Raw genomic sequence first — 20,573 nt, 5'->3', positions numbered from 1 at the left:
TCATAGCAAACAGGCTCGCATCTGGAGATAATTTCATGACCGCACCGTTCATCGATCTTGCCGTCCATCACAAGCCCGAAGGGCTGTCGGACCGGGTCGCCTTTGGCTTTACCAAGACGCTGCGCTGGTGCGCGGACACCTTCTTCGCCGCCCGCTACGGCCATCGCGCCGTGGTTCTGGAAACGGTGGCGGCGGTCCCCGGCATGGTCGGTGCGACTATCACCCATCTCGCATGCCTGCGGCGCATCTGCGATGACAAGGGGTGGATCAAGACGCTCATGGACGAAGCGGAAAATGAGCGCATGCACCTCATGACCTTCATCGAAATTTCGAAGCCGACCTGGTTCGAGCGCGCAGTGATCATGGGCGTGCAGTGGGTCTTCTACCTGTTCTTCTTCGCCCTCTATCTGGTGAGCGCCAAGACGGCCCACCGTGTCGTGGGCTATTTCGAAGAAGAGGCGGTGATCAGCTACACCCACTATCTGGCCGAAATCGACGAAGGCCGCAGCCCCAATGTGCCCGCGCCGGAAATCGCCAAGCGCTATTGGAATTTGCCGGACGGCGCGACGCTCCGCGACGTGGTGCTGGTTGTCCGGGCGGACGAGGCGCATCACCGCGACGTCAACCATGGCTTTGCCAATGAGCTTGGCGGCCTGCCCGTCGGCGCGATCGCCCAATGCCCGCCCCACGTCCCACTGGAGCCCATCTGGAAGAAGGCGGCCTGATCCAGCCTGAACGGGAGAGGAGAGCGAAAATGACCAGCGACAATCCGGTCCTGCTGTTCATCGATGATGCGGCGCTCCTCTCCTCGATTGAATTCGGCCTGTCAGTGGTGGGGATCAAGGCGGCGGCGGGGTCGGAACTATCCGATCCGGCCGCTGCCGCTGCGCTTGTGGTGGACCGGGATTGCACGCAGGCGCTCGAACGACTTGCCGACCTCCGGCGGAAATGCGCCACCCCGGCCATCCTGCTGGCGACAAATCCGACCCGTGCGCTTCGCGCTTCGACGGCAGAGCTGAACGCCATTCTCATTGAAAAGCCACTGCTGGAGGACGAACTCATGCGAACCCTGAACCTGATCCTGCAAAGCCAGAAGGCAGCGTCATGACGACTGAAATCACGGAAGAAGATATCGCGCGCCTCGTCCCGGCCTTTTATGATCGGGTCCGGCAAGATCCTGTCCAGGGACCGATTTTCAATGGCGCGATAGATGATTGGCCCCATCATCTCGGCAAGCTTCAGGACTTCTGGTCCTCGGTCATGCTGACGACGGGGCGATACAAGGGGCAACCGATGGTCGCGCATGTTCGGCACGCCCAGCACATGACCGCCGACAACTTCGCCCGATGGCTGGCGCTGTGGCGGGAGGTCAGCGGCGAGCTGCTCTCACCCGCCGCTGCAACGGCTTTCCAGCAGAAGGCGGATCGGATCGCGGAAAGCCTGCAACTTGGCGTCCAATTCTACCGCGAAAGGAATGAAGCATGATCGATCACCTTCCTGAGGGGGTCACGTCTTATAAGCGCACGCCGACCTTTACCGAGGAAACCATACCGGCAGGTTTGCTGAACGATCATCAGACAAAGGAAGGCACCTGGGGTCTGATCCGTGTGGAGGAAGGCGAGCTGCGCTATAGCGTGACTGATCCACGCAGGACCCCGTCGGAACTTATATTGTCCAGCGGGACGCCTCCTGGCGTGGTGGAACCCACCATCTTACACCACGTCGAACCGATGGGGGCCGTGCACTTCCATGTCGAATTTTACAGACCGAATTCCTGATTTAAACGCAGCCAATCTTTCTCTGGTTCGACGAGGCCGCAGGCTTATATGAGGCATGCCCTTCAGGCGGGTTCGAAATCCTGAACTAGGCCTCGGCTGATTTGCCCTATTGGGGCACGCTGGGGAACGACTGCAAAAGTCCCAACCCGGACCTTGAATTGAATGACCGCTTCCGCGCGAAGGGAAATGGCAATTGGACGGCATAAAGTGCCGCGTGGCGGACACGCCGTTGGTTCTGGCTCCTCGCCGACGCGAGGAGCCAGCCGAATTCAGATTTCCGTGCCTTCCGCCAGGGTCAGGGCGTCCTCTACATCGACTCCGAGATATCTGACGGTGCTTTCGATCTTCGTATGCCCAAGCAGGATCTGGACCGCGCGCAGATTCCCGGTGGCTTTGTAGATGATCGACGCCTTCGTCCTCCTTAGCGAGTGCGTGCCATAATCCTCGCTTGGCAAGCCGATGCCTGTGACCCACTCATCCACTAGGCGGGCATACTGGCGGGTGCTCATATGGGTCGCGTGATCGGTGCGACTCGGGAAGGCATAGTCCTCCAGGGAGCCGCCCCGCAGCTCCAACCACCGGAGCAGGCTGGCGCGAGCATCGTCCATCAGCTCGAACTGAACGGGCCGCCCGGTTTTTTGCTGGACGACGATCGCTCGTGTCCGGATTTTCCGGTCACAAACAATATCGCTGATCTTGATCTTCACCAGGTCACAGCCGCGAAGTTTGCTGTCGATCGCGAGATCAAAGAGCGCACGATCCCGGGTCCGTCCATGCTGATCAAGAAAGAAGCGGATCGCCCAGATCTGGCGGGGCTTGAGCGCGCGCTTTGCGCCGACTTTGCGTCCCGCGTTCCATGACACCCGCTCGCGAGCGGCGGGATCAAATTCTGATAATCCCATGACACATCTCCAGTGGCCATGATGGCCAAGGAGATGAACGTCCAACCAAGCAGGATGCGGCATATCCAGGGTCCGCCGCAATGTGCATCAAAGTTAGGGAAATCCGATGAACTCACCTAACTTCCTTATAGATCGCCTCTGACGGCGACCCTTTGTCGCCGATCAGTCACCGGTTTCTGAAGCCCGGGTCCGGTCGGTCCGCTTCCTCATTTTCAAAGTCGGAGCTGGCCGATCGCGAAACGTCCAGTTACGAGCAAGAAAGTCAGTAAAGATGCCGCCCGATCCGCCGCCTTGAGGTCGATCTAAGCTCACTCGGCCCATGCGGGAATGCCGCTCCCGGCAGCCGAGCCGACAATCCCAAACGCTAAACGAACAATCAACCGAAACGGCCCGTCACATAATCGCGGGTCTGCGCCAACTGCGGATTCATGAAAAGACCATTGGTTGGGCCGAACTCCACCATTCGGCCAAGATACATAAAACCTGTATAGTCGGCGATACGCGCCGCCTGCTGAAGATTGTGGGTCACGATGACGATCGTGAATTCCTTCTTCAGTTCCAGCAGCGTCGCTTCCAGCTTGGCAGTCGACACTGGATCGAGCGCCGATGCGGGTTCGTCCAGCAGCAGGATCTCCGGCTCGACCGCAATGCCGCGCGCGACGCAAAGCCGCTGCTGCTGACCGCCCGACAGGCCAAGGCCGGGGCTGTGCAGCTTGTCCTTCACCTCGTCCCACAGGGCGGCGCGGCGGAGCGCCTTCTCCACGATAACGTCCATCTCCGCCTTGGTCTTACGGTGATAGATACGCACGCCAAAAGCGATATTGTCATAGATCGACATCGGGAAGGGCGTCGGTTTCTGGAACACCATGCCCACCCGTGCGCGCAGCCGGGCAAGGTCGGTGCCGGCCCGCAAAGCCTGGTCGTGCTCGATAGGATCGGGGCCGGTCTGCGTCTCCACCGCCAGCGACACGCGTTTGCGCAACCAGCGCAGGCGCTTCTGTTCGTGCAGCACATCCTCGCCATTGAGAACCACGCGCCCGGTGCAATGCTGGCCCGGATAAAGGGCATAAATACGGTTGAGCACGCGCAGCAGGGTCGACTTGCCGCAACCTGAAGGGCCGATCAGCGCGGTGATCGCGTTGCGCTGGACGGGCAGGTTGACCGAGAAGAGCGTCTGATGCTTCCCGTAGAAGAAGTTGAGGTTGCGCGCCTCCATGACCAGCGAGGTCGAAGGCGGTTCCTGCATGATGCATTCAAGGGCGTCGGCATCGACGGAGGCGGTGGTCATGGCTTGAACTTCTCCCGGGTCATGAAGCGCCCGATGATGCTGATGGACAGAACGACGACGGCAATGATGAGCGACCCTGCCCAGGCGAGCCTGCGCCAGTCATCATAGGCGCTGAGCGCATACTGGAATATGACGGCGGGCAGACTGGCGGTGGGATGCCCCATGCTGAGGCTGAAGAACTGGTTGTTGAGGGCGGTGAACAGCAGCGGCGCCGTCTCACCACTGATCCGGGCAAAACCCAGCAGGCCACCTGTCACCAGGCCCGCTGTCGCTGTCCGCCACAGGATATGGCGGATGACCCGCCATTGCGGCGTGCCGAGCGCAATGCCCGCCTCGCGCAAGGCATGGGGCTGGAGGTTCAATATGTCCTCTGTCGTGCGTGTCACGATGGGCGTCGCCAGAAAGGCAAGCGCAACCGCTCCCGCATAGCCCGAAAAGCCATGAAAGGGCCGTACCAGCAATTCGTAGATGAAGAGGCCCACCAGGATCGACGGCGCGGACAGAAGCACATCGTTCATGAAGCGGACCACCGCGCCATAAGGCGTATGGCCGCCATATTCGGCGAGCCATGTGCCCGCCAATATGCCGACGACGAGCGCGATAATCATCGCCAACGTGCACATCATCAGCGATCCGACGATGGCGTTGAGCAGACCACCCTGCGATCCTGGCGCGGGTGTGCTTTGGGTAAAAACATGAAGGTCGAGAGCGCCGAACCCCTGGATCACCAGCGACCAGAGAATGAAAACCAGCGCCATCAGCGCGAGCGCAGTTGCGCCGAAGCACGCAACAGTGAACAGCCGGTTGGCCATCTTGCGGCGCAGGTCGTGGAATTGCATCGCGGACCTCAGACTTTCTTCGTGCTGAGCAGCGCGCGTGCGAGCGCCAGCACCGAAAAGGTTATCATGAACAGGACGAGACCCAGCGCAATCAACGCGGACGTGTGCAATTCCCCCGTCGCTTCGGTGAATTCATTGGCGATGGTGGAGGCGAGTGTCGATCCGGATGCGAACAGCGATTTCGGGAAACCATGGGCATTGCCGATCACGAACGTGACGGCCATGGTTTCGCCCAGTGCGCGGCCCAGACCCAGCATCACGACGCCCACCAGCTCGCGCCGGACATAGGGCACGATGACGGAAGTCACCACTTCGAAGGGGGTGCAACCCAGGCCATAGGCGGCTTCACGCACTTGCGGCGGCACGGTCAGCAGCAATTCGCGCAGCACGGTCGCCATATAGGGCAGGATCATGATCGCCAGTATGATCGAGGCGGTCACGATATTGGCGCCGTTGGGGATGCCCGCGAACAGCTTTTCCGCCAGCGATCCCGGCGCCGCGTGCATGACGAGCGGCATCTGGACATATTTGGCGAACAGCGGCGCGAAGACGAACAGGCCCCACATGCCGTAGACGATGGAGGGGATGCCCGCGAGCAACTCGACCGCGATGGCCACCGGCCGGGCCAGGATGCGAGGGCAGAATTCGACGAGATAGACGGCAATGCCGATGGCGAGCGGCAGGGCGATGGCCAGCGCCACGAAGGCGGTCAGGATCGTGCCGACGATCGGCCCTGCCGCGCCATAGACGTCCTCCACCGGATTCCAGGTGGTCGATGTGAAGAAATTCAGGCCGAAATGCGACAGCGCCGGCCAGCCGCCGATGGCGAGCGAAATCACCAGGCCGCCAAGGCTGGCGAGCAGCAATGTCGCCGCCCCGAAGCACAGTCCCTCGAAGACCGGATCGAACCAGGCGCCCTTCGCATGCGGAATGGCGACCGGTCCTCCCTGATGAACAGTGGGCGGAGGCATGATGCCCCCGCCCGTCGTTTCGCTCACATCGAGCATTATTACTGGCTCACATAGATGGGCTTGCCGCCCGAGGTGATGTTGGCGGCCCACTGCTTGCGCACCAGCGCCTTGACGCCCGCCGGCAGCGGCACATAGTCCAGCGCGTTGGCGGCGGCGTCGCCATTCTTATAGGCCCAGTCGAAGAAGCTCAGCACGCTTTTGCCGGTTTGGGCATTCTGCTGATCTTTGTAGAGCAGGATGAAGGTCGCGCCGCTGATCGGCCAGGTCTTAGCGCCCGGCTGGTCGAGCAACAGGACATAGTTGCCCGGCGCCTTCGCCCAGGGCGCGCTGGCCGCAGCCGAACCAAAGGCGGCTGCGTTCGGGGCCGGATACTGGCCGCCCTTATTCTGGATCAGGACGTAGGGCATCTTGTTCTGCTTGGCATAGGCATATTCGACATAGCCGATGGCGCCCACGGTCTGCTTCACGAAAGCCGATACGCCGTCATTGCCCTTGCCGCCCAGACCGGTCGGCCATTCGACCGAATCGCTGCCGCCGACCTGCTTGGCCCAGGTCGGGTTCTTCATCGACAGATAAGTGGTGAAGAGGAAGGAAGTGCCCGAACCGTCCGAACGATGAACGACCGTGATCGGCAGGTTGGGCAGCCTCACGCGCGGATTGGCGGCGTGGATGCGCTGATCGTTCCAATTCTTGATGTTGCCCAGGAAAATGTCGCCCAGCAGCGCACCGGTCAGGCGCAACTGGCCGGAATGCAGCCCCGGAATGTTGGTGACGGGCACGACGCCGCCGATGACGGTGGGGAACTGGTAGAGGCCCGCGCTGTTCAGCTCTTCTGGCTTCAGCGGCTTGTCCGACGCGCCGAAATCGACGGTCTTGGCCTTGATCTGCTTGATGCCGCCGCCCGATCCGATGGCCTGATAGTTCAGCTGGTTGTTCGTGGCGGCCTTATAGGCTTCCGCCCATTTGGCGTAGACCGGCGCCGGAAAAGTAGCGCCTGCCCCCGCCAGATCCGCTGCAGCGGCCAGTCCCGTCGCCAGGACTGCCGCACCCATCGCGATTGTAAGTTTTTTGAACATGGGAATCTCCGATCGCCGGCATGAACGCCTGGCAGGAGCCCGCTAGTAATATTCTGTTACACTCTTGTGACCGCCTCACATTGACCGATATCACCTCCCTCTTTCACCCCTTCGCGACTAGCAGCTTTATGGAAGACGTCGGCACAACCCATTACTTAAAATTGCTTTTTCTCTGTGGCGATGGCAAGGACGGTCAAGACTTTGCATTTAAATGCCGTTTTTTCAAATACTTATCTGAAACGTTCCGATGGCGGCAATGCGCCTGAAATACATCAAAGTGTCATAAACATTTTCTAACAGCCGCGCCGGGCCGCATGTGCGGCTGCGAAAAGGGGTTAGACATGAAATATTCAAGCATTCTGGCAGCCACTGTGGCGGCAGGTGCACTGGTCGGCGTCGCCATGCCCGCGCAGGCGCGCACCGTAAAGCACCACGCCGCAAAAGCCGCCTCTTCGGAATCTGAAGAAATCCGGGAACTGAGGGCGGAAGTCCAGGCACTCAAGTCGCGTCTGGATGCACAGGAAGCCGCACAAACCCAGACCGCGGCTACCGTCCAGCAGGCGCAGACCGAAAACAGCGCCGCGATCACTGCGGTTAAGACGAGCGCCGAACAGGCCCAGGCCTCCGCCGCCGCCGCGCAGGAAGCCGCGCAGAAGAGCAGCAAGGACGAAGGCGATCTTAGCAAGGTACTCGCTTGGGCGAAGGATACGCAGGTCAGCGGCCGGATGTATTTCAACGCCAGCCACATCACCCATAAAGCCAATGGCGTGAAGGACGGCAATGCCGACAATGGCGGCGGCTTCGCGATCAAGCGCTTTTATCTGGGTGTCGATCACAAGTTCAACGACACTTTCTCGGCCAACCTGACCACCGATGTCAGCGCGATCAGCGGCGTGGGCATGTCGCTCTATATCAAGAAAGCCTATCTGCAGGCGAAGGTCAGCCCTGCCCTCGTCATCCGCGCCGGTTCGGCTGACATGCCCTGGATCCCCTATGCGGAGGGCGTTTACGGCTATCGCCATATCGAACAGACGGTCAGCGACCGCACCAAATTCGGCACCTCGGCCGACTGGGGCGTCCATGTGATGGGCGATCTTGCCGGCGGCCTCATCAGCTATCAGATCTCGGCTGTCGACGGCGGCGGCTACCGCAACCCGCAGTTTACCAAGACCGTGGACCTTGAAGGCCGCATTTCGGCCAAATATAAGGGCTTTGAGGCAGCGGTGGGCGGTTATACCGGCGAACTGGGCGTGGATGTACAGCAGCCTGTGGGCACCCCGGCGCCGTCGCTGCGTAACTACAACCGCTTCAATGCGCTTCTCGCTTACAAGGGCAAGATCGACAAGATGCCCTTCACCGTCGGCGGTGAATATTTCTATGCCGAAGGGAAGGTGTTCAATTCGACAAAGCCCCAGCTGGATTCGGCGCCCAAGGACAAGTCGGACGGCTATTCGGCCTTTGCCTCGCTGGGCTTCATGCCCAAATGGAGCGTCTTTGGCCGCTATGACTCAGTCAAGCCCGCCGAGGTCAGCGATTACGGTCTGAAGGACGACTATTACAATCTCGGCCTTCAGTGGAGCCCGGCAAAGATCGTCGATCTGGCGCTTGTGTACAAGCATGAGCAGGCGCGCAACGGCGCGTTCCAGACCGGCAGCCTGCAGAGCGGCTTCATCGGGTGCGCGCTGGCAGCGTCCGAGACGTGCGTCGGCAAGGGAACTTACGACGAAATCGGCATCTTCGGCCAGTTCCGTTTCTAAGCGAAAGGATACCGGCAGCCGGGAAAACGGTTGCCGGTACCAACCCGCAGCAGGAGAGGAGAACCCCTGTCGGTGCAAGACAAGGTCCTGGTAATCGATACCGTCGAACATCGGCTTCGCGAGACGGTGACCGTAATGCAGTCGCGCGGCTTTCTCGCCAACGGCACGGCATCGGCGGACGAAGCGGTCGGCGTCATCGCCCACGACCAGCCCAATTGCATCGTGCTGGGCAATTTGCCTGCACAATGGAGCAGGCGCAGCTATTGCGAATTGCTGCGCCGCCTCTTGTCAGATCCCCACGCCCTGATTTTCACGGTCGACGAGGCCGATAGCGAAAATGCGGGCGAACGATGGTTTCAACCGCTGTTCGACGATGTGCTGCCCTGCACGTCCAGCGGCTACTGCCTCGGCGAGATTGCCGTCACCTTGCTAATCGCGTGCAAACGGCACGAGGCGCTTCTGTCCCATGGCGGCTTTTCGCTGAACGTCGAAACCATGCGGCTCAGCGGCTTTGGCGGGTCGATCAATATCAATCCGCAAATCGCCGCGATCATGACATTGCTGATCCGGGCGCCCGACATCATCCACAGCCGGGAGGAAATCCGGCAGACGATCGCAAAAAAGCGACCGGTCCAGGTGCGATCCGTCGATGTTTATATCAAGCGGCTACGCAACAACGCGAAGTTGGGCGGCCTGCCTAACCCTGTCGAAACGATACATGGTCGCGGCTACCGGTTGCCCTATTATGGCATGGCCCTGGGCTAGACCCGGTTGGGGAATTCAAATAGGTGCTGGTGGCGTCATGTCGGAACCGCCCGCCCCTCCCTCTCTTGCGCGCCACCCGCCCTTCACTTCCCTGCGGGCGGTGGAAGCGGCCGTACGGAATGGCAGTTACAGCGCGGCGGCCAGGGAATTGCAGATATCCCATGCGGCTATCAGCCAATCGATCAAGCGGCTGGAAACGGAATTCGGCCTGAAGCTGTTCGAACGCAATGGCCAGGCAATGGAACCGTCCGAAGTCGCGATCCGCATGGCGGAGGCCTATTCGGAAGCCCGCAGTACCATTTACCGGTCCTTGGGCGACATCATCGAACGTCCGGCGCCGTCGCGGGCAGTCGTTGCGATGCCGTCCGATTTGGGCCGCTTCTGGTTTGCGCCGCGCATCAATGCACTTTCCAGGGATATTGCGGGTCTGACCATCGAGATTCAGACTGCGCCCGCTGACCATGCGGACACCAGCGGTTCCGACATCTGCCTTGGCCGCGAACCCGTTGCGCTGCCCGGATGGCAATCGGAACTGGTCGCCGACATCATTCTGTTTCCGGTGTGCAGCCCCGACTTCCATAAGCGGCAGGGTATCCAAACCGCGCGGGACCTGACCGAACTGCCTCTGCTGGCGGAGAAGCGCTGGCCCTGGTCCCTGTGGTTTGAGGCGGCCGGGCAAAAGCGGGCGCGAATACACCATCATCTCATGTTCGACGATGCCAATGTCACGCTGGATGCCGCAGTGCGGGGCCATGGTGTCGCGTTAGGGCATATTTTCAATGTCGAGGAGCATTTGCGCAAAGGGTTGCTTGTGGCGCCCCTGCGCGACACCGTCACGACCGCCGATCGACTGTATCTCAGCTGGTGCGGCGCGAACAATTCCCGCATCGAAAAGCTGACCGCCTGGCTCAGCCGAGCGCTCAAGACCAGCGCCGAAATGACCATGCGCGTCCTGCCCCGGCGCTGAATAAGCTAGGGCCGATCGACATTCAGGAGATGGCGAGCCGAAAATGGTGGTTTTCCGTGACCCTTGAAGCGAGTCACGCGCCTCGCTTCAACGCAGCGTACTCAAAGTACGTGAGCACCGGCAGCGCGGAGAGCCGCCATTTGCAGGCCGCCAGAACTGAATGTCGATCGGCCCTAATTGACCGTCATCGTCGGCGCTACCGCTACGATATGCGTAGACGGACCCGCCACGGCCGCGGACGGTAGCGCCTGCATCGGCGCAATCAGTTCATAGGACAAGTCGTCGCCCAAAAAGGAGACGTAGCACCTCCCACCCAGATGACCGGCGATGGCATCCACGATCTTCATCGTTGGAATGGTGCGCGGAAGGGCTGCGGCGCCATCCCGACATTCCTTGATCCGCAGACCCAGGTGCAATTTTCCATCCCATAGTCGGAAATTGAGGTCGAATTCGGCATGGGCCGCGCCTTGGAAACTGGGCAGCGCATGATGCACCCATTCCGCCATGATGATTGCCATAAGCGCGGCACGATCGGACGGAATGGGCAGATTATCCCCCGCCGTCCGGATGGTGGCCCCGGACGCACCGGCAGCCCGCGCCATGTTTTCCAGCAGCTGCTTTGCAAAATGCAGGAAATCGCTTTCCACGCCCTCGGCATCCAACTGACTGCGATGCAGTGACGACAGGGTGAAGGCATGGCGCGACGCCTCGTCGATCAGCGTCATGTCGGGACTGGCTGTCCCTTTGGTGCTGCTTTCAAGGATGACGGACAACAGATTCAGATAATTTGCGGTTCGTTCATTATAATCATGAAAGAGCGCCGCATGGCCTTCTGCCAATATCTCGAACCTCTGGCGCTCGGCCTTGTACATTACGACCGCACGTTTCATCGCCGTGATGACATAAATGTCGACTGCCGAAGTCAGGAAGAAGAAGGCCATACTGATCAGCTCTACCAAGCCGCCATTTCCGGAAAAGACCGGGGGAACGAAGGCCCAATAGGCGATTCCTGCGGACAGAATGCAGGCGAAAATGGCTTCAGCAACGCCCAGAAAATAGCTGGAGATTACGACGGCCATGTAAAAGCTGGAAAAGGTGAACCGATTGGGCGGATCCCATTGCCCGAGCCACAGCCGGAAACCAAAGCTGGCGAGAACCAGCAGAAGAGCAATGAGAAAGCGGGAAAACGGGAATCCCCGCATCAGCCGAGGCATAAGGTCGACCTTATCTTATTTTCCCTTGCGCCATCGCCATGCTCCAGCTCCTGCCAGAATGCAAGACGGTGAGGACCGGGTTGGCTGAAGCCGTGATTGGTCAGCTCCACCGCGCCAAATGGACCACATGCCGCAACGGGAACGTAATTGAGTGACTGCCTACACATCATGTTTCTGCCCAACCGATCCGGCGGGCTGTGGGCTGCTGTCAGCGCCATGCGTCGCGACAAGCTGCAATCTCCCGCTTTCCAGCCTTGCGCCAAGGAACGCTTGCGCGCAGTTCCTTCATCGTCTTGAATGACAACTGCTGTAGGGCGTTTTGGGAACAATGCGGCGAAACTGGAAAGCGCTTATCAAGTCATTCGTGATCAGGCAGAGGCTGCGCCTTCGTGAAAGCGAGGCAGCTTTCATCCTGCTCGCCGCCGCAGCCGGGGCCGCGGCGGGACTGATGACCAATGTGCAGCAAGGGCTGGCGCACGCTTTACAGCACATATTTTACGGAGTGAGGATCAACCGGTTGAGCGCGCTGGAAACGATTCATCATCCCTTGCGCTTGCTGGCGCTTCCGCTGGGCGGAATGATGTTGATGTCTTTCGCGCTCCTGCTGAAGGGACGCAAGCGGGAGCCGATTGACGTCGTCGAGGCGAATGCCCTCCATGGAGGACGTATTCCAGCGACCGACAATCTTGTTATCGCAACACAAACCGTGATCTCCAACGGAATGGGCGCTTCAGTGGGGCTGGAGGCGGCCTTCGCCCAGATGGGCGGCGGCGTCGCTTCGCTGCTGGGGCAGTGGCTGAAACTGCGGCGTAACGATCTGCGTACGTTAGTCGGGGCAGGTGCTGGCGCAGCGATCGGGGCGGCTTTCGGCGCTCCGCTGACTGGTGCCTTCTACGCTTTCGAGATCGTGATCGGCCATTATACTCCCTCGGCAATTGCGCCCGTCATCGCGGCCGCTCTGGCGGGTGCTTCTGTGTCGCGAGCGCTGGGCGTGGAACCTTGGCTGATCGCAACGACTGCCAACAGGGTTATTACTACAGAGGATTATCTGCTGTTTGCCCTGCTGGGCATATTATGCGCCTTGTTGGGCATCATGATCATGCGGCTCGTCACTTTCGCAGAGGTGCGGGTCCAAGGCTGGGTTAGGCTGGGGCGATGGAAGCCGCTGATCGGCGGACTGCTGCTGATGCCTCTCGCTCTGGCGTCTCCTCAAACCCTGTCGGCGGGGCATGGGGCATTGCACCTCGACCTCATCCTAAAGCCTGCCGTCGGACTCCTGCTGCTTATATTGAGCCTCAAAATCGCCGCATCTGTGATTTCCCTGAGCTTCGGCTTCCGGGGCGGTCTGTTCTTCGCCTCGCTGTTCCTGGGGGCTTTGGCGGGGCAGATTTTCGCTGGCATTGTCAACGCGTCAGGAACCGGACTCTCGCTCAACCCTGTAGATGCGGCCCTTGTCGGCATGGCGGGTCTGAGCGTATCGATCGTCGGCGGACCGATGACCTTGGCCCTGCTGATGCTGGAAACAACCCATGATTTCGGACTGATGGCTGTCGTGCTGACCGCTTCCTTGCTGTCGAGCGCCGTGACAAGAGAGATGTTTGGCTATTCCTTCTCGACGTGGCGGCTTCATCTCCGTGGATCAAGCATTCGCAGTCCGCGCGACATCGGCTGGGTGCTAAATCTGACGGCCGCGCGCATGATGCGCCGGGACTGGGTATCGCTGGACGAGAATTGCACCGTGGCCGAGTTTCGAAAAAGAGTGCCGCTAGGGTCGACGAGTAAGGCTGTCATCACCGATGCGATCGGCCATTATCGCGGGATTGTATCGACGCCGGCAGTATATGCGCCAGAGCTCGAGAGGGATGCGCTAGTGGCCGAGCTTGCGACGCTGCGCGACGCGACGCTCCGTTCAGATGCCAATATCCAGACCATCCTGCCACTGTTCGACCGATGGGAGGCCGACGAACTGGCGATAGTTGATGATTCTGGCCGAATGTTAGGTCTACTAACCGAAAAGCACGCCAGACGCAGATATTTTGAGGAAATCGAGTCGTCGCAACGGGCGCTGTTTGGTGAGGGCTGAGATTGAGATTTCGGCCGATCGGTCGGAATGGCGGCAATTTGGGTGGTCGACATGATGCGCTTCACAGTCATACATCTCTTGGGGAACGCGCCTGCCGACATCGCCACTTGCTCCGGCGACACGTTGTTCATGCCGGATTATGGCATGTCGCGAGCCTATTTCCCTAGCGGCGATGCTCGCCTTCTAACGCTCCCTCCGACGGCTGCTGAGCCTAGTTGATGAAACCCGCTTGTTTCTGTGTCACGACTATAAGGCTCCGGGCTGCGATGACTATCGTTGGGAAACGACCGTAGGCGGAGAGCGGCGGACAAGCATCCATATCCGTGATGGCGTGGATGAAGACAGTTTTATCGCGATGCGCGAAGCCCGTGATGCGACACTGCCAGTGCTTCGGCTGCTGTTGCCCTCGATCCAGGTCAATATACGCGCGGGTCATTTTCATGAAGCCTAAAGCAATGGCGTTCGCTATCTCAAAATCCCGGTGAAGGCGAAGACGGTTTGACTGCGGCTTATACTTATCGCGATCCGGTACGATGGGATTAGAGTGTCCGGTTTCGGGGAAGCGCTCAGCCGCTCGAATGACCAATTTTGGCGCGTTGGAGAAATTGAGCGTCAGCCTGGGAATGACAGTTATTGCCAGTTGGCTGCTCCGAAGCGGACCGAGCAGAAGGTCCCCCTGCCTGCCGAAAACCTGACCGGCATGAAAAGATCGCAGCCTCGGAACCGCCCGATGTCATCGGCTTCGGTCAGGGGGTAAGTTAGTTGCAGGCCGAGATGGCATTTCCTCGTCACGCTTTCGATCAGCAGCAATGCGCACTCGCTCGACCGCATCCTTCAACGCACGATCAGGCACGGTTTCAATGGATGGTCGATCTTTCAGGAACGATCGAAGCTCCCGCGCAAGATCCTTGTCGCGGCGATCTTCCGAACCATCCAGGCGGGCGGCAGCCCCTTCATATTGTTCTCTGATGCTGGCCCAACGCTGCTTTGCCTGAGCAACAAATGGCGGCGGTGTTGCCTTGCCGGTAGCGATAGCCAGGGCTTCCCGAGCCTGTCGCAAGTCGGCTTCGGTCGGCTGCCTCGACACACCACGCCGGATTTTCTCCCGCATTTGCGCAAGCGCCATGCTGGTGCCAGCCCTCCCCTGCCCTCGTGTCCACCGTGGCGTCGCTTCACATTCAACACCGCGGCTGCGCAGGGCTTCGGCAAACGCCTCCCGAAATTTGAATAGATCCTCCCGGCGGGGATCGAACCGCTTGCCGTCCATCCCCTCGGCCTCAACCGTCATATGCACGTGCGGACGCGGCGTGTCGGTGTGGAGCGCCATCAGATAATCATGGTTGTCGCCCAACATCCGCTCCGCGGTTTCGCGCACCGACTGCTTGACCGTCTCGGGATCGGTGCCCTCCGGCATCGAAAAAACCATGGACACCGCGGACACCGTCGCGCGCTGGCGCCAATATATGGGTTCGGACCATTCCTCTGCGAGCTGCTGGACATCCGCTTTATCCGTGAGCACTTCGCCGTCGCGGGTTTCCAGCGCGATCTCACCCTTACGTCCAATATAGGCGAGGTGAGCACCAAGATGGTCCGCTCCCTTTTGCGGCCCGTCACCTTCACCAGCACCTCGGGCGCTTTTCGAACGACGCGGGCCAGCACGGAACGGGCGTCTGTACGGGGCACCACCACCTGTCCTACATCCTTGCCGAACCCCTTCTGGTTCAGCAGGCGCTCGGCATATTTGAGATTGGGATCGCCAAACACACGCGGCTTGAAGACCGGCTTCAGCACGCCCCACAGTTCGTCCTCGCGCTCGCCGAACAACATCAGTCAGCCACCTTCCAATAGCTGAGGTCGCCGCGCAGGGCTTCACCCAGGGCGGCGATCTGGTCGTTGACCTCCTGACGCATCTCGATGATGCGTCGAAGCTCGCCCTCAATCTGCAGCCCATTATCGGCCAGCGCTACCGCATTGCCAGCGCGCGTGGCCTGATTGAGATTGCGGCCGATCCGCTGCAACTGCTTGCGCACCAGGCCGAGGTTCTCACGAAAACCCGCGTCGATACTGCCCTTCAGGCCTAGATGGCGGCGGGTCAGGGCCTTGACCCACCCTGCGCGATCCGTTCCGCGATCCGCCGCCCGTGTTTCCAACACCGCCATCTCTGCATCAGTCAGGCTGATGGTGACCCGGTTGGTGCTGCGCTCCGCTTGGGGTTGCACAAGTGGCGCATAGCCTGCCTGCCGAAGAACCTGCGACAGGACAGATCGAAGCAGGGCGCTGCGCCCTCCCCTGCCCGCGGCCAGCGCGTCGAATGCGTCGAGCGTGGCCCGGTCCAGCCGAATGGTGAGGTGCGCTTTGCCATCCTGAGATGTGTTTGCAGTTGTCATCCTCGTCCCTTGCGGTGATGCCACTGTGTTACAACTGCGACTCTAACCCCTATCCTGCCATCAAAGCAACCCCTTATAAAATCATGCGAATCTGTGGCGCGGGCCACAGTCCTCTACCATGGCCGGAACGCTTAAGGACGCGGAAAAGAAGGGGAGCTGGGATTTAACGATCGAAGCGGACGAGGCGCGGCTGGTCTTCGCCCTCGAAGTGGATCAGCGCCTCAACCAGGCGGCCACTCTTGCCGCCGACCACAATAGCGCGTGCTCCATCGGGGCACTCCGCTCCCGGGCCGGACCGCTTCGGCTCGGTCTGCATTTGCGGTGTTGCGAGCTCGGGGCGGGCGTCCTGGGAGATTTGCTGTACCGGTGCGACGGTGCCAGCTTCAAGATCACCAGGCGGCACGAGCGCAGGGCGTGACAGGCTTTCGCAGCCAGCTACCGTGACAAAGCCTGGAGGCGTGGCATCGAGAAACGCCATCACGGTTTCGGGATCGTTGGCGGCGGCTTTCATCAATGCGATGGCGCCGCGGACCGGAATATCATCCAGGCGGGCAGCTATGTAATCAGGTGCCGATGCCAGGCTATGCAGACGGGAGAGCCGCGCCCGGTCCCGACCTGTGGCGCGGGCGAGATCAACGACGCTCGTGCCCGACGCTACCTGATCGGCAACGAAGGCGATCATGTCCTGTACGGACAGCTGTTCGCGCTGGTCGTTCTCGATGAACTGATCGATCCTGATCTGGCCAGCATCCAGAACTTCGCGGATGATGGCGCGGACGGGTTGGCAGAGCTGGAGGCACGCACGCCAGCGCCGCTCGCCAAACTGAATCATGTAGCGCCCATCATCATCCGCCGGCGCGACGATGATGGGCTGCAACTGCCCTCTGGCTCGGATGGTTTCGGCAAGTGCGTCAATGTCTTCCGATCGGATCGCGCGCCGCACATTATGGGGATCGGGATAGACCTGCCGCGGTTCGAGCAGCAGCACCCTCTGCTGTTGGGCAACTTCGTCCTTGGCAGCGAATATGTCGAAGTTGCCGAAATCCATCAGGCGCCAATCCTCTGCAATGCCTCGTCCAGGAACGCCTGCATCGGCGGCAGGGACGATCGTACATCCTTATCGAACCGCCAGACCGGGACACCGGCCTGTACGGCCTGGCTGTAATGGGCGCGGTCGGGAAGATGCGTGGAAAACAGGTTACGACCGATCTTCGCCTTCAGTTCAGCCAGCATCGCCTGCTGATTGCGATCATTGGCCTTGACCCGGTTCGCGACCAATCCCGCGATCCGGATCGGCGTTTGGCGACCGCGCTGATTGACGGTCTGAATGGAATTAGAAAGCTGCTTGGTGGAATCGGGTCCAAACGGTCCCAGCTCAACCGGCACGATCAAATCGTCACAGACCATCAGTGCTGCAAAATTGATCCAGCTCCACGCTGGCGGCGTATCGATCACGCAATAATCATAGGCCGCCCTCAGCGCCGGGAAATTTGCGCGGAAGCAAGCCAGCGCCTTGCTGTAGTCGGCATCATATTCTCCAGCCATCCGGTTGGAGAATATGGCCCGCTGCAATCCCTCTGGCGCGACATAACCCGGCTCAAACAACGGCTTGCACGAGCCAAGCTGCTCGAAATCGCGCAGAGCGGTCGAGGCGTTGCACTGCCGGTCAAGGTCCAGCACCAGAACACGGTGCCCAGCATCGGCAAGGTGCCAGGCGAGATGGCAGGCGATCGTGGTCTTGCCCGCGCCGCCCTTCTCGATGTTAACCGCGATCGTTTTCATCGGCGGTCATTCCACCATGACTGGCGGGCATGCCACCAGGTCTCGGCATCCTCATCGCGGATCCGAGGGCCTCTGCTCTTGCTACCCGCACCAAGAAACATGACGACGTACAGCAAGAAAAAGAAAAGGCCAGCTTGCGCTACACCGCTCATGTCCTTCGACCTCCTCAAGATTGCCCGGCGGCGGCGCGGCCTCGTCGCGCCGCCGCCCATGGACGAGCAATCAGCCGACGATGAGCCGCACTGGCGCATAGAATAAGCTCATGGCGAAGATAACTCAACGAATGCGGCATAGGATTCAAAGGCTTAAAGGATGGCCTCGTTTGTCCGGGCAAGCCGTTGGGGGCCGCCAAAGCGGCCCCGATCCTTTACCGGTCGTGATTTTCGCTGGCCTTTGCGAGGACCGCCAGACCGTCAGCGATCAGTTCAACCGTGTAGCGTTTGCCGTCGGTCGTGTCGTAGGAGTTCTGCCGAACTCGCCCGGTGACGTGGATCAGGTCTCCCTTGTCGATCTTGGTCGCGCGCTCGATCAGTCGGCCGAAGATCGTCACTTCATTCCAGTGGGTGTCGGTGACCCACTCGCCATCTTCCTGGCGGTTGTAATTGGCGGCGACCGAAATCTTCGCCACCTTGTTATGCTCTGTAACCTTGTTGACGCGGCCAATGATGCGAAATTCAGCGATGTTCTGCATGGGACATTCCTCTTGCTCGATCAGGCCAATTCCTGATGGGGTCTTGAAGGGAGCAAGGCTGACGCGATCCAGAAAATAAACGGAGGCTCCGCCCCGCGGAAACCGTAGCCCTATAGGGCGGTTATTTTCTTGATCGTAGAAGGCGGCCTGCGACCATGTCCCCATCGCAAACAGGAATTGTGCGGTTGAGCAAGGGCGATCGACACAGAATATCGTTCAAAAGCATCAGTGTAGCTCAAGGCTGGGGCGGAAGCGGACCAAGGTGTTGTCCGGCGGCGCCTGACCACCATCTGGAACACTGGGTGCGCGTCACGACCAATGTGAATGTGGCAGTCATGCGAAATGAGCGCTTACGCAATCCGACCGGGCACAGATCCGGCTCTGGCATAATGCCAGCATCTCGAGCGCAGGCTGGAACAAAGAGAACGGACAAATTGCCGTGTGGCGCCTGCCAGTCAAAGGCCATGGACTTGCCGGGCTCGATGCCCGGCCGGTCCAATCGGCGCGAAAAACGGAAACGAGAGAGCGTCGCCGCCGTCCCGCTGCATCAGTAGCTGTCGGCCAGTTTGCGCAGGTACGGAATGAACGATCCGGCCTCTGATGCAGGACATCCGCTCTCCATAATCGCCTTCGCCGATCGCCGTGAAACCGCCGTCCTCATCACGGATGATATGTTGCGGATAAAAACTGCTGAGCGCCCTGGTCGCGGCGTGGACGAAAGCCGCGATAAGGTGGGCTGTGCGGTGAAAATGGCGGGATGGTTGATGGTCATATGTGCCTCCTCATCTCGACCCTTTTTGAGGAGCGCCGCGCATGCGGCTCGTGTCTGGGTCAACGACGGCACTGCCGCCGAAGCGGGGAGCGCAGGAGCCGATTTTTTCGCGGCCGGAACGAAGCAAGGCGGAGTGGAGGCCGCGAAAAAATGGGAGGTGCCGCTCATCGTTTGCCCAATCCCGGTGCGCATGACATAATGGGCAGTCTGCAAGACACTTCTTTGCTGATCGGTCCTGCGAGGCGTAGCGGCGTGCGGACCGAAGGGTCTGCGCGGCACGCGAGCGAGCCGGCCAGGGCGATCAGATTTCAGCGCGAACACCGGAGGGGAGCCGCCCCGCCAGGGACGGCTCCAGTGCTGGTTCACTCGGCGGCTAGGGCGATGTCCGGCAAGGCATCGGCGGCATTGAGGCTTTCCTCGGCATACTCTTCGCCGTCACGAGTTTCGTCTTGGCTTTCGCCCCCCTCGATCTCGACAGCAGCATCTACTGCCTCGATTTCGGGTTCGTCCGGCGTAATAAGGACCGGCGGCAGCCATCCGCGACCGGGGATGCGCTCCGCACAGCTTTGGGCCAGAGTGTCACGCTTCATCTTCGCGCAATTTTCCGCTGTGTCCGCACCACATGCCTCGGTCAGCGCCGACAGCAGCGCCTTCTTGCTGATCCGGCCGAAAAATTCGACGCCGCCTTCCCAATGTTTGCGCATGTCGAGCTTCGCCGCGCGTGCGATCCGGTTGGCGCTTTCGAGCCGTTCACGGGAGCTATATTTACTCTGAGTGGCGTTGAGCAGCGCCCCGGAGCATGCCGCGAGCATGCGCTGCACGTCCTTTTCGCTGAGCGACATGATCCACGCGAAACGATGGGCAGGATGCTTGGGGGCCGCTCCGATCAAATCCGCCACGCCGTCAAAGGCCGACGCCATTTCCATGCTGTTATAATCGAAATGCTGGCATGGCTCCTGAAGGTCCGTCCCAACTCGAAGCTCCACCGCATGTTCGGCAGCAAAGCGTTCCGTCACGATCGGCAGAAGCGCGTCGAGCAGCACGGCAAAGGCGAGCGGCTGATTGCTGGCAACCTCGCTTTGGAGAGCCATGGTTCGCATCCGGGTCAGTTCTTCCGTCATACGGGCATCATAGAGCGGACGAGGCGCAGGCAAGCCGTTGGTGTCATGTGCCACGGCGCGCTGCGCCTTGATGCTATAGTGGCTGATGTTGATCTGCCCCTGATGGCCCAGCACCATGAGGATCCGACCCGATGCTTTCGCCTCGTCAGAGAAATGATGCTCGACGGTACCGATCTGCTC

21 protein-coding genes and 1 pseudogene are annotated in these 20,573 nt (G+C 60.3%); 10 read left to right on the top strand and 12 right to left on the bottom strand.

Going from position 1 to position 20,573, the window contains the following annotated elements; translation table 11 throughout:
• Positions 1–35: 35 nt before the first annotated feature.
• The 4 genes from ACWNC0_RS06025 to ACWNC0_RS06010 are packed head-to-tail and all read left to right on the top strand — an operon-like array spanning position 36 to position 1,778.
• On the top strand, positions 36–725 hold the full coding sequence (locus ACWNC0_RS06025; protein ID WP_449470313.1) for an alternative oxidase: 690 nt from the start codon (positions 36–38) through the stop codon (positions 723–725).
• A gap of 29 nt (positions 726–754) precedes the next feature.
• The gene (locus ACWNC0_RS06020; protein WP_449470311.1) at positions 755–1,108 is read left to right on the top strand and encodes a histidine kinase; all 354 of its coding nucleotides are present in this window, start codon (positions 755–757) and stop codon (positions 1,106–1,108) included.
• Positions 1,105–1,485, top strand: a complete 381-nt coding sequence (locus ACWNC0_RS06015) for a group III truncated hemoglobin (protein WP_449470310.1) — start codon at positions 1,105–1,107, stop codon at positions 1,483–1,485. The genes ACWNC0_RS06020 and ACWNC0_RS06015 overlap by 4 nt, the downstream gene beginning before the upstream one ends.
• Positions 1,482–1,778 carry a DUF1971 domain-containing protein gene (locus ACWNC0_RS06010; RefSeq protein ID WP_449470309.1) on the top strand — a complete coding sequence of 99 codons (297 nt, stop codon included), beginning with the start codon at positions 1,482–1,484 and terminating at the stop codon, positions 1,776–1,778. The genes ACWNC0_RS06015 and ACWNC0_RS06010 overlap by 4 nt, the downstream gene beginning before the upstream one ends.
• 269 nt (positions 1,779–2,047) lie before the next feature.
• Here the strand turns inward: ACWNC0_RS06010 and ACWNC0_RS06005 are convergent, their stop codons facing one another.
• From ACWNC0_RS06005 to pstS, 5 genes are all read right to left on the bottom strand, one after another.
• The gene (locus ACWNC0_RS06005) at positions 2,048–2,680 is read right to left on the bottom strand and encodes a tyrosine-type recombinase/integrase (protein WP_449470308.1); all 633 of its coding nucleotides are present in this window, start codon (positions 2,678–2,680) and stop codon (positions 2,048–2,050) included.
• A 376-nt stretch (positions 2,681–3,056) separates the two neighbouring features.
• Positions 3,057–3,926, bottom strand: a complete 870-nt coding sequence (locus tag ACWNC0_RS06000) for a phosphate ABC transporter ATP-binding protein (RefSeq protein ID WP_449470520.1) — start codon at positions 3,924–3,926, stop codon at positions 3,057–3,059.
• Between the two features lie 38 nt (positions 3,927–3,964).
• Complete coding sequence (gene pstA / locus ACWNC0_RS05995; RefSeq protein ID WP_449470307.1) at positions 3,965–4,807, bottom strand: phosphate ABC transporter permease PstA; 843 nt, start codon at positions 4,805–4,807, stop codon at positions 3,965–3,967.
• Between the two features lie 8 nt (positions 4,808–4,815).
• The gene (pstC, locus tag ACWNC0_RS05990) at positions 4,816–5,814 is read right to left on the bottom strand and encodes a phosphate ABC transporter permease subunit PstC (RefSeq protein ID WP_449470306.1); all 999 of its coding nucleotides are present in this window, start codon (positions 5,812–5,814) and stop codon (positions 4,816–4,818) included.
• A 2-nt stretch (positions 5,815–5,816) separates the two neighbouring features.
• Positions 5,817–6,854, bottom strand: a complete 1,038-nt coding sequence (pstS, locus tag ACWNC0_RS05985; RefSeq protein WP_449470305.1) for a phosphate ABC transporter substrate-binding protein PstS — start codon at positions 6,852–6,854, stop codon at positions 5,817–5,819.
• A 341-nt stretch (positions 6,855–7,195) separates the two neighbouring features.
• Between pstS and ACWNC0_RS05980 the strand changes: the two genes are divergently transcribed.
• From ACWNC0_RS05980 to ACWNC0_RS05970, 3 genes are all read left to right on the top strand, one after another.
• Positions 7,196–8,611 carry a porin gene (locus ACWNC0_RS05980; protein WP_449470303.1) on the top strand — a complete coding sequence of 472 codons (1,416 nt, stop codon included), beginning with the start codon at positions 7,196–7,198 and terminating at the stop codon, positions 8,609–8,611.
• A 72-nt stretch (positions 8,612–8,683) separates the two neighbouring features.
• Positions 8,684–9,376: a winged helix-turn-helix transcriptional regulator gene (locus ACWNC0_RS05975; RefSeq protein WP_449470302.1), complete on the top strand. Its 693-nt coding sequence runs from the start codon at positions 8,684–8,686 to the stop codon at positions 9,374–9,376.
• Positions 9,377–9,413: 37 nt separating this feature from the next.
• A complete protein-coding gene (locus ACWNC0_RS05970; protein ID WP_449470301.1) occupies positions 9,414–10,343 on the top strand; it encodes a LysR substrate-binding domain-containing protein in 930 nt (309 codons plus the stop codon).
• Positions 10,344–10,516: 173 nt separating this feature from the next.
• On the opposite strand, the gene ACWNC0_RS05965 is transcribed toward ACWNC0_RS05970, so the two are convergent.
• Positions 10,517–11,545 (bottom strand): DUF4118 domain-containing protein, encoded by a 1,029-nt coding sequence (locus ACWNC0_RS05965; protein ID WP_449470299.1) that lies wholly within the window; start codon positions 11,543–11,545, stop codon positions 10,517–10,519.
• A gap of 340 nt (positions 11,546–11,885) precedes the next feature.
• On the opposite strand from ACWNC0_RS05965, the gene ACWNC0_RS05960 reads away from it, so the two are divergent.
• Positions 11,886–13,640: a chloride channel protein gene (locus ACWNC0_RS05960; protein ID WP_449470298.1), complete on the top strand. Its 1,755-nt coding sequence runs from the start codon at positions 11,886–11,888 to the stop codon at positions 13,638–13,640.
• Between the two features lie 69 nt (positions 13,641–13,709).
• Positions 13,710–14,091, top strand: a pseudogene (locus tag ACWNC0_RS05955) (MBL fold metallo-hydrolase); the annotation flags it as partial.
• Between the two features lie 282 nt (positions 14,092–14,373).
• Here the strand turns inward: ACWNC0_RS05955 and ACWNC0_RS05950 are convergent.
• The 5 genes from ACWNC0_RS05950 to ACWNC0_RS05930 form a co-directional block, all read right to left on the bottom strand.
• A complete protein-coding gene (locus ACWNC0_RS05950; protein WP_449470297.1) occupies positions 14,374–15,438 on the bottom strand; it encodes a relaxase/mobilization nuclease domain-containing protein in 1,065 nt (354 codons plus the stop codon).
• A 28-nt stretch (positions 15,439–15,466) separates the two neighbouring features.
• Entirely contained in the window at positions 15,467–16,027 is a 561-nt protein-coding gene (locus ACWNC0_RS05945; RefSeq protein ID WP_449470296.1) for a hypothetical protein, read from the bottom strand.
• Between the two features lie 163 nt (positions 16,028–16,190).
• A complete protein-coding gene (locus ACWNC0_RS05940; protein WP_449470294.1) occupies positions 16,191–17,075 on the bottom strand; it encodes a ParB/RepB/Spo0J family partition protein in 885 nt (294 codons plus the stop codon).
• Complete coding sequence (locus tag ACWNC0_RS05935) at positions 17,075–17,809, bottom strand: ParA family protein (protein ID WP_449470293.1); 735 nt, start codon at positions 17,807–17,809, stop codon at positions 17,075–17,077. Before ACWNC0_RS05935 ends, ACWNC0_RS05940 begins: the two co-directional genes overlap by 1 nt.
• 367 nt (positions 17,810–18,176) lie before the next feature.
• Positions 18,177–18,500: a single-stranded DNA-binding protein gene (locus ACWNC0_RS05930; protein ID WP_449470292.1), complete on the bottom strand. Its 324-nt coding sequence runs from the start codon at positions 18,498–18,500 to the stop codon at positions 18,177–18,179.
• A gap of 581 nt (positions 18,501–19,081) precedes the next feature.
• On the opposite strand from ACWNC0_RS05930, the gene ACWNC0_RS05925 reads away from it, so the two are divergent.
• Positions 19,082–19,471, top strand: coding sequence for a hypothetical protein (locus tag ACWNC0_RS05925; protein WP_449470290.1), 390 nt, complete (start codon positions 19,082–19,084; stop codon positions 19,469–19,471).
• Positions 19,472–19,634: 163 nt separating this feature from the next.
• Here ACWNC0_RS05925 and ACWNC0_RS05920 read toward each other — a convergent pair.
• Positions 19,635–20,573: hypothetical protein (locus tag ACWNC0_RS05920; RefSeq protein WP_449470289.1), on the bottom strand; the 939-nt coding region annotated here is incomplete at its 5' end.

The sequence above is a fragment of the Sphingobium chungangianum genome (assembly GCF_977014255.1).
This window is presented reverse-complemented; position numbering and strand designations above follow the sequence as displayed.

Excerpts from the sequence above, each read along its gene's own strand:
- ACWNC0_RS06025 (WP_449470313.1), top strand. The coding sequence starts at position 36 with ATGACCGCACCGTTCATCGATCTTGCCGTCCATCACAAGCCCGAAGGG.
- ACWNC0_RS06020 (WP_449470311.1), top strand. The coding sequence starts at position 755 with ATGACCAGCGACAATCCGGTCCTGCTGTTCATCGATGATGCGGCGCTC.
- ACWNC0_RS06015 (WP_449470310.1), top strand. The coding sequence starts at position 1,105 with ATGACGACTGAAATCACGGAAGAAGATATCGCGCGCCTCGTCCCGGCC.
- ACWNC0_RS06010 (WP_449470309.1), top strand. The coding sequence starts at position 1,482 with ATGATCGATCACCTTCCTGAGGGGGTCACGTCTTATAAGCGCACGCCG.
- ACWNC0_RS06005 (WP_449470308.1), bottom strand. The coding sequence starts at position 2,680 with ATGGGATTATCAGAATTTGATCCCGCCGCTCGCGAGCGGGTGTCATGG.
- ACWNC0_RS06000 (WP_449470520.1), bottom strand. The coding sequence starts at position 3,926 with ATGCAGGAACCGCCTTCGACCTCGCTGGTCATGGAGGCGCGCAACCTC.
- pstA (WP_449470307.1), bottom strand. The coding sequence starts at position 4,807 with ATGCAATTCCACGACCTGCGCCGCAAGATGGCCAACCGGCTGTTCACT.
- pstC (WP_449470306.1), bottom strand. The coding sequence starts at position 5,814 with ATGCTCGATGTGAGCGAAACGACGGGCGGGGGCATCATGCCTCCGCCC.
- pstS (WP_449470305.1), bottom strand. The coding sequence starts at position 6,854 with ATGTTCAAAAAACTTACAATCGCGATGGGTGCGGCAGTCCTGGCGACG.
- ACWNC0_RS05980 (WP_449470303.1), top strand. The coding sequence starts at position 7,196 with ATGAAATATTCAAGCATTCTGGCAGCCACTGTGGCGGCAGGTGCACTG.
- ACWNC0_RS05970 (WP_449470301.1), top strand. The coding sequence starts at position 9,414 with ATGTCGGAACCGCCCGCCCCTCCCTCTCTTGCGCGCCACCCGCCCTTC.
- ACWNC0_RS05965 (WP_449470299.1), bottom strand. The coding sequence starts at position 11,545 with ATGCGGGGATTCCCGTTTTCCCGCTTTCTCATTGCTCTTCTGCTGGTT.
- ACWNC0_RS05960 (WP_449470298.1), top strand. The coding sequence starts at position 11,886 with ATGCGGCGAAACTGGAAAGCGCTTATCAAGTCATTCGTGATCAGGCAG.
- ACWNC0_RS05945 (WP_449470296.1), bottom strand. The coding sequence starts at position 16,027 with ATGACAACTGCAAACACATCTCAGGATGGCAAAGCGCACCTCACCATT.
- ACWNC0_RS05940 (WP_449470294.1), bottom strand. The coding sequence starts at position 17,075 with ATGGATTTCGGCAACTTCGACATATTCGCTGCCAAGGACGAAGTTGCC.
- ACWNC0_RS05935 (WP_449470293.1), bottom strand. The coding sequence starts at position 17,809 with ATGAAAACGATCGCGGTTAACATCGAGAAGGGCGGCGCGGGCAAGACC.
- ACWNC0_RS05930 (WP_449470292.1), bottom strand. The coding sequence starts at position 18,500 with ATGCAGAACATCGCTGAATTTCGCATCATTGGCCGCGTCAACAAGGTT.
- ACWNC0_RS05925 (WP_449470290.1), top strand. The coding sequence starts at position 19,082 with ATGAACGATCCGGCCTCTGATGCAGGACATCCGCTCTCCATAATCGCC.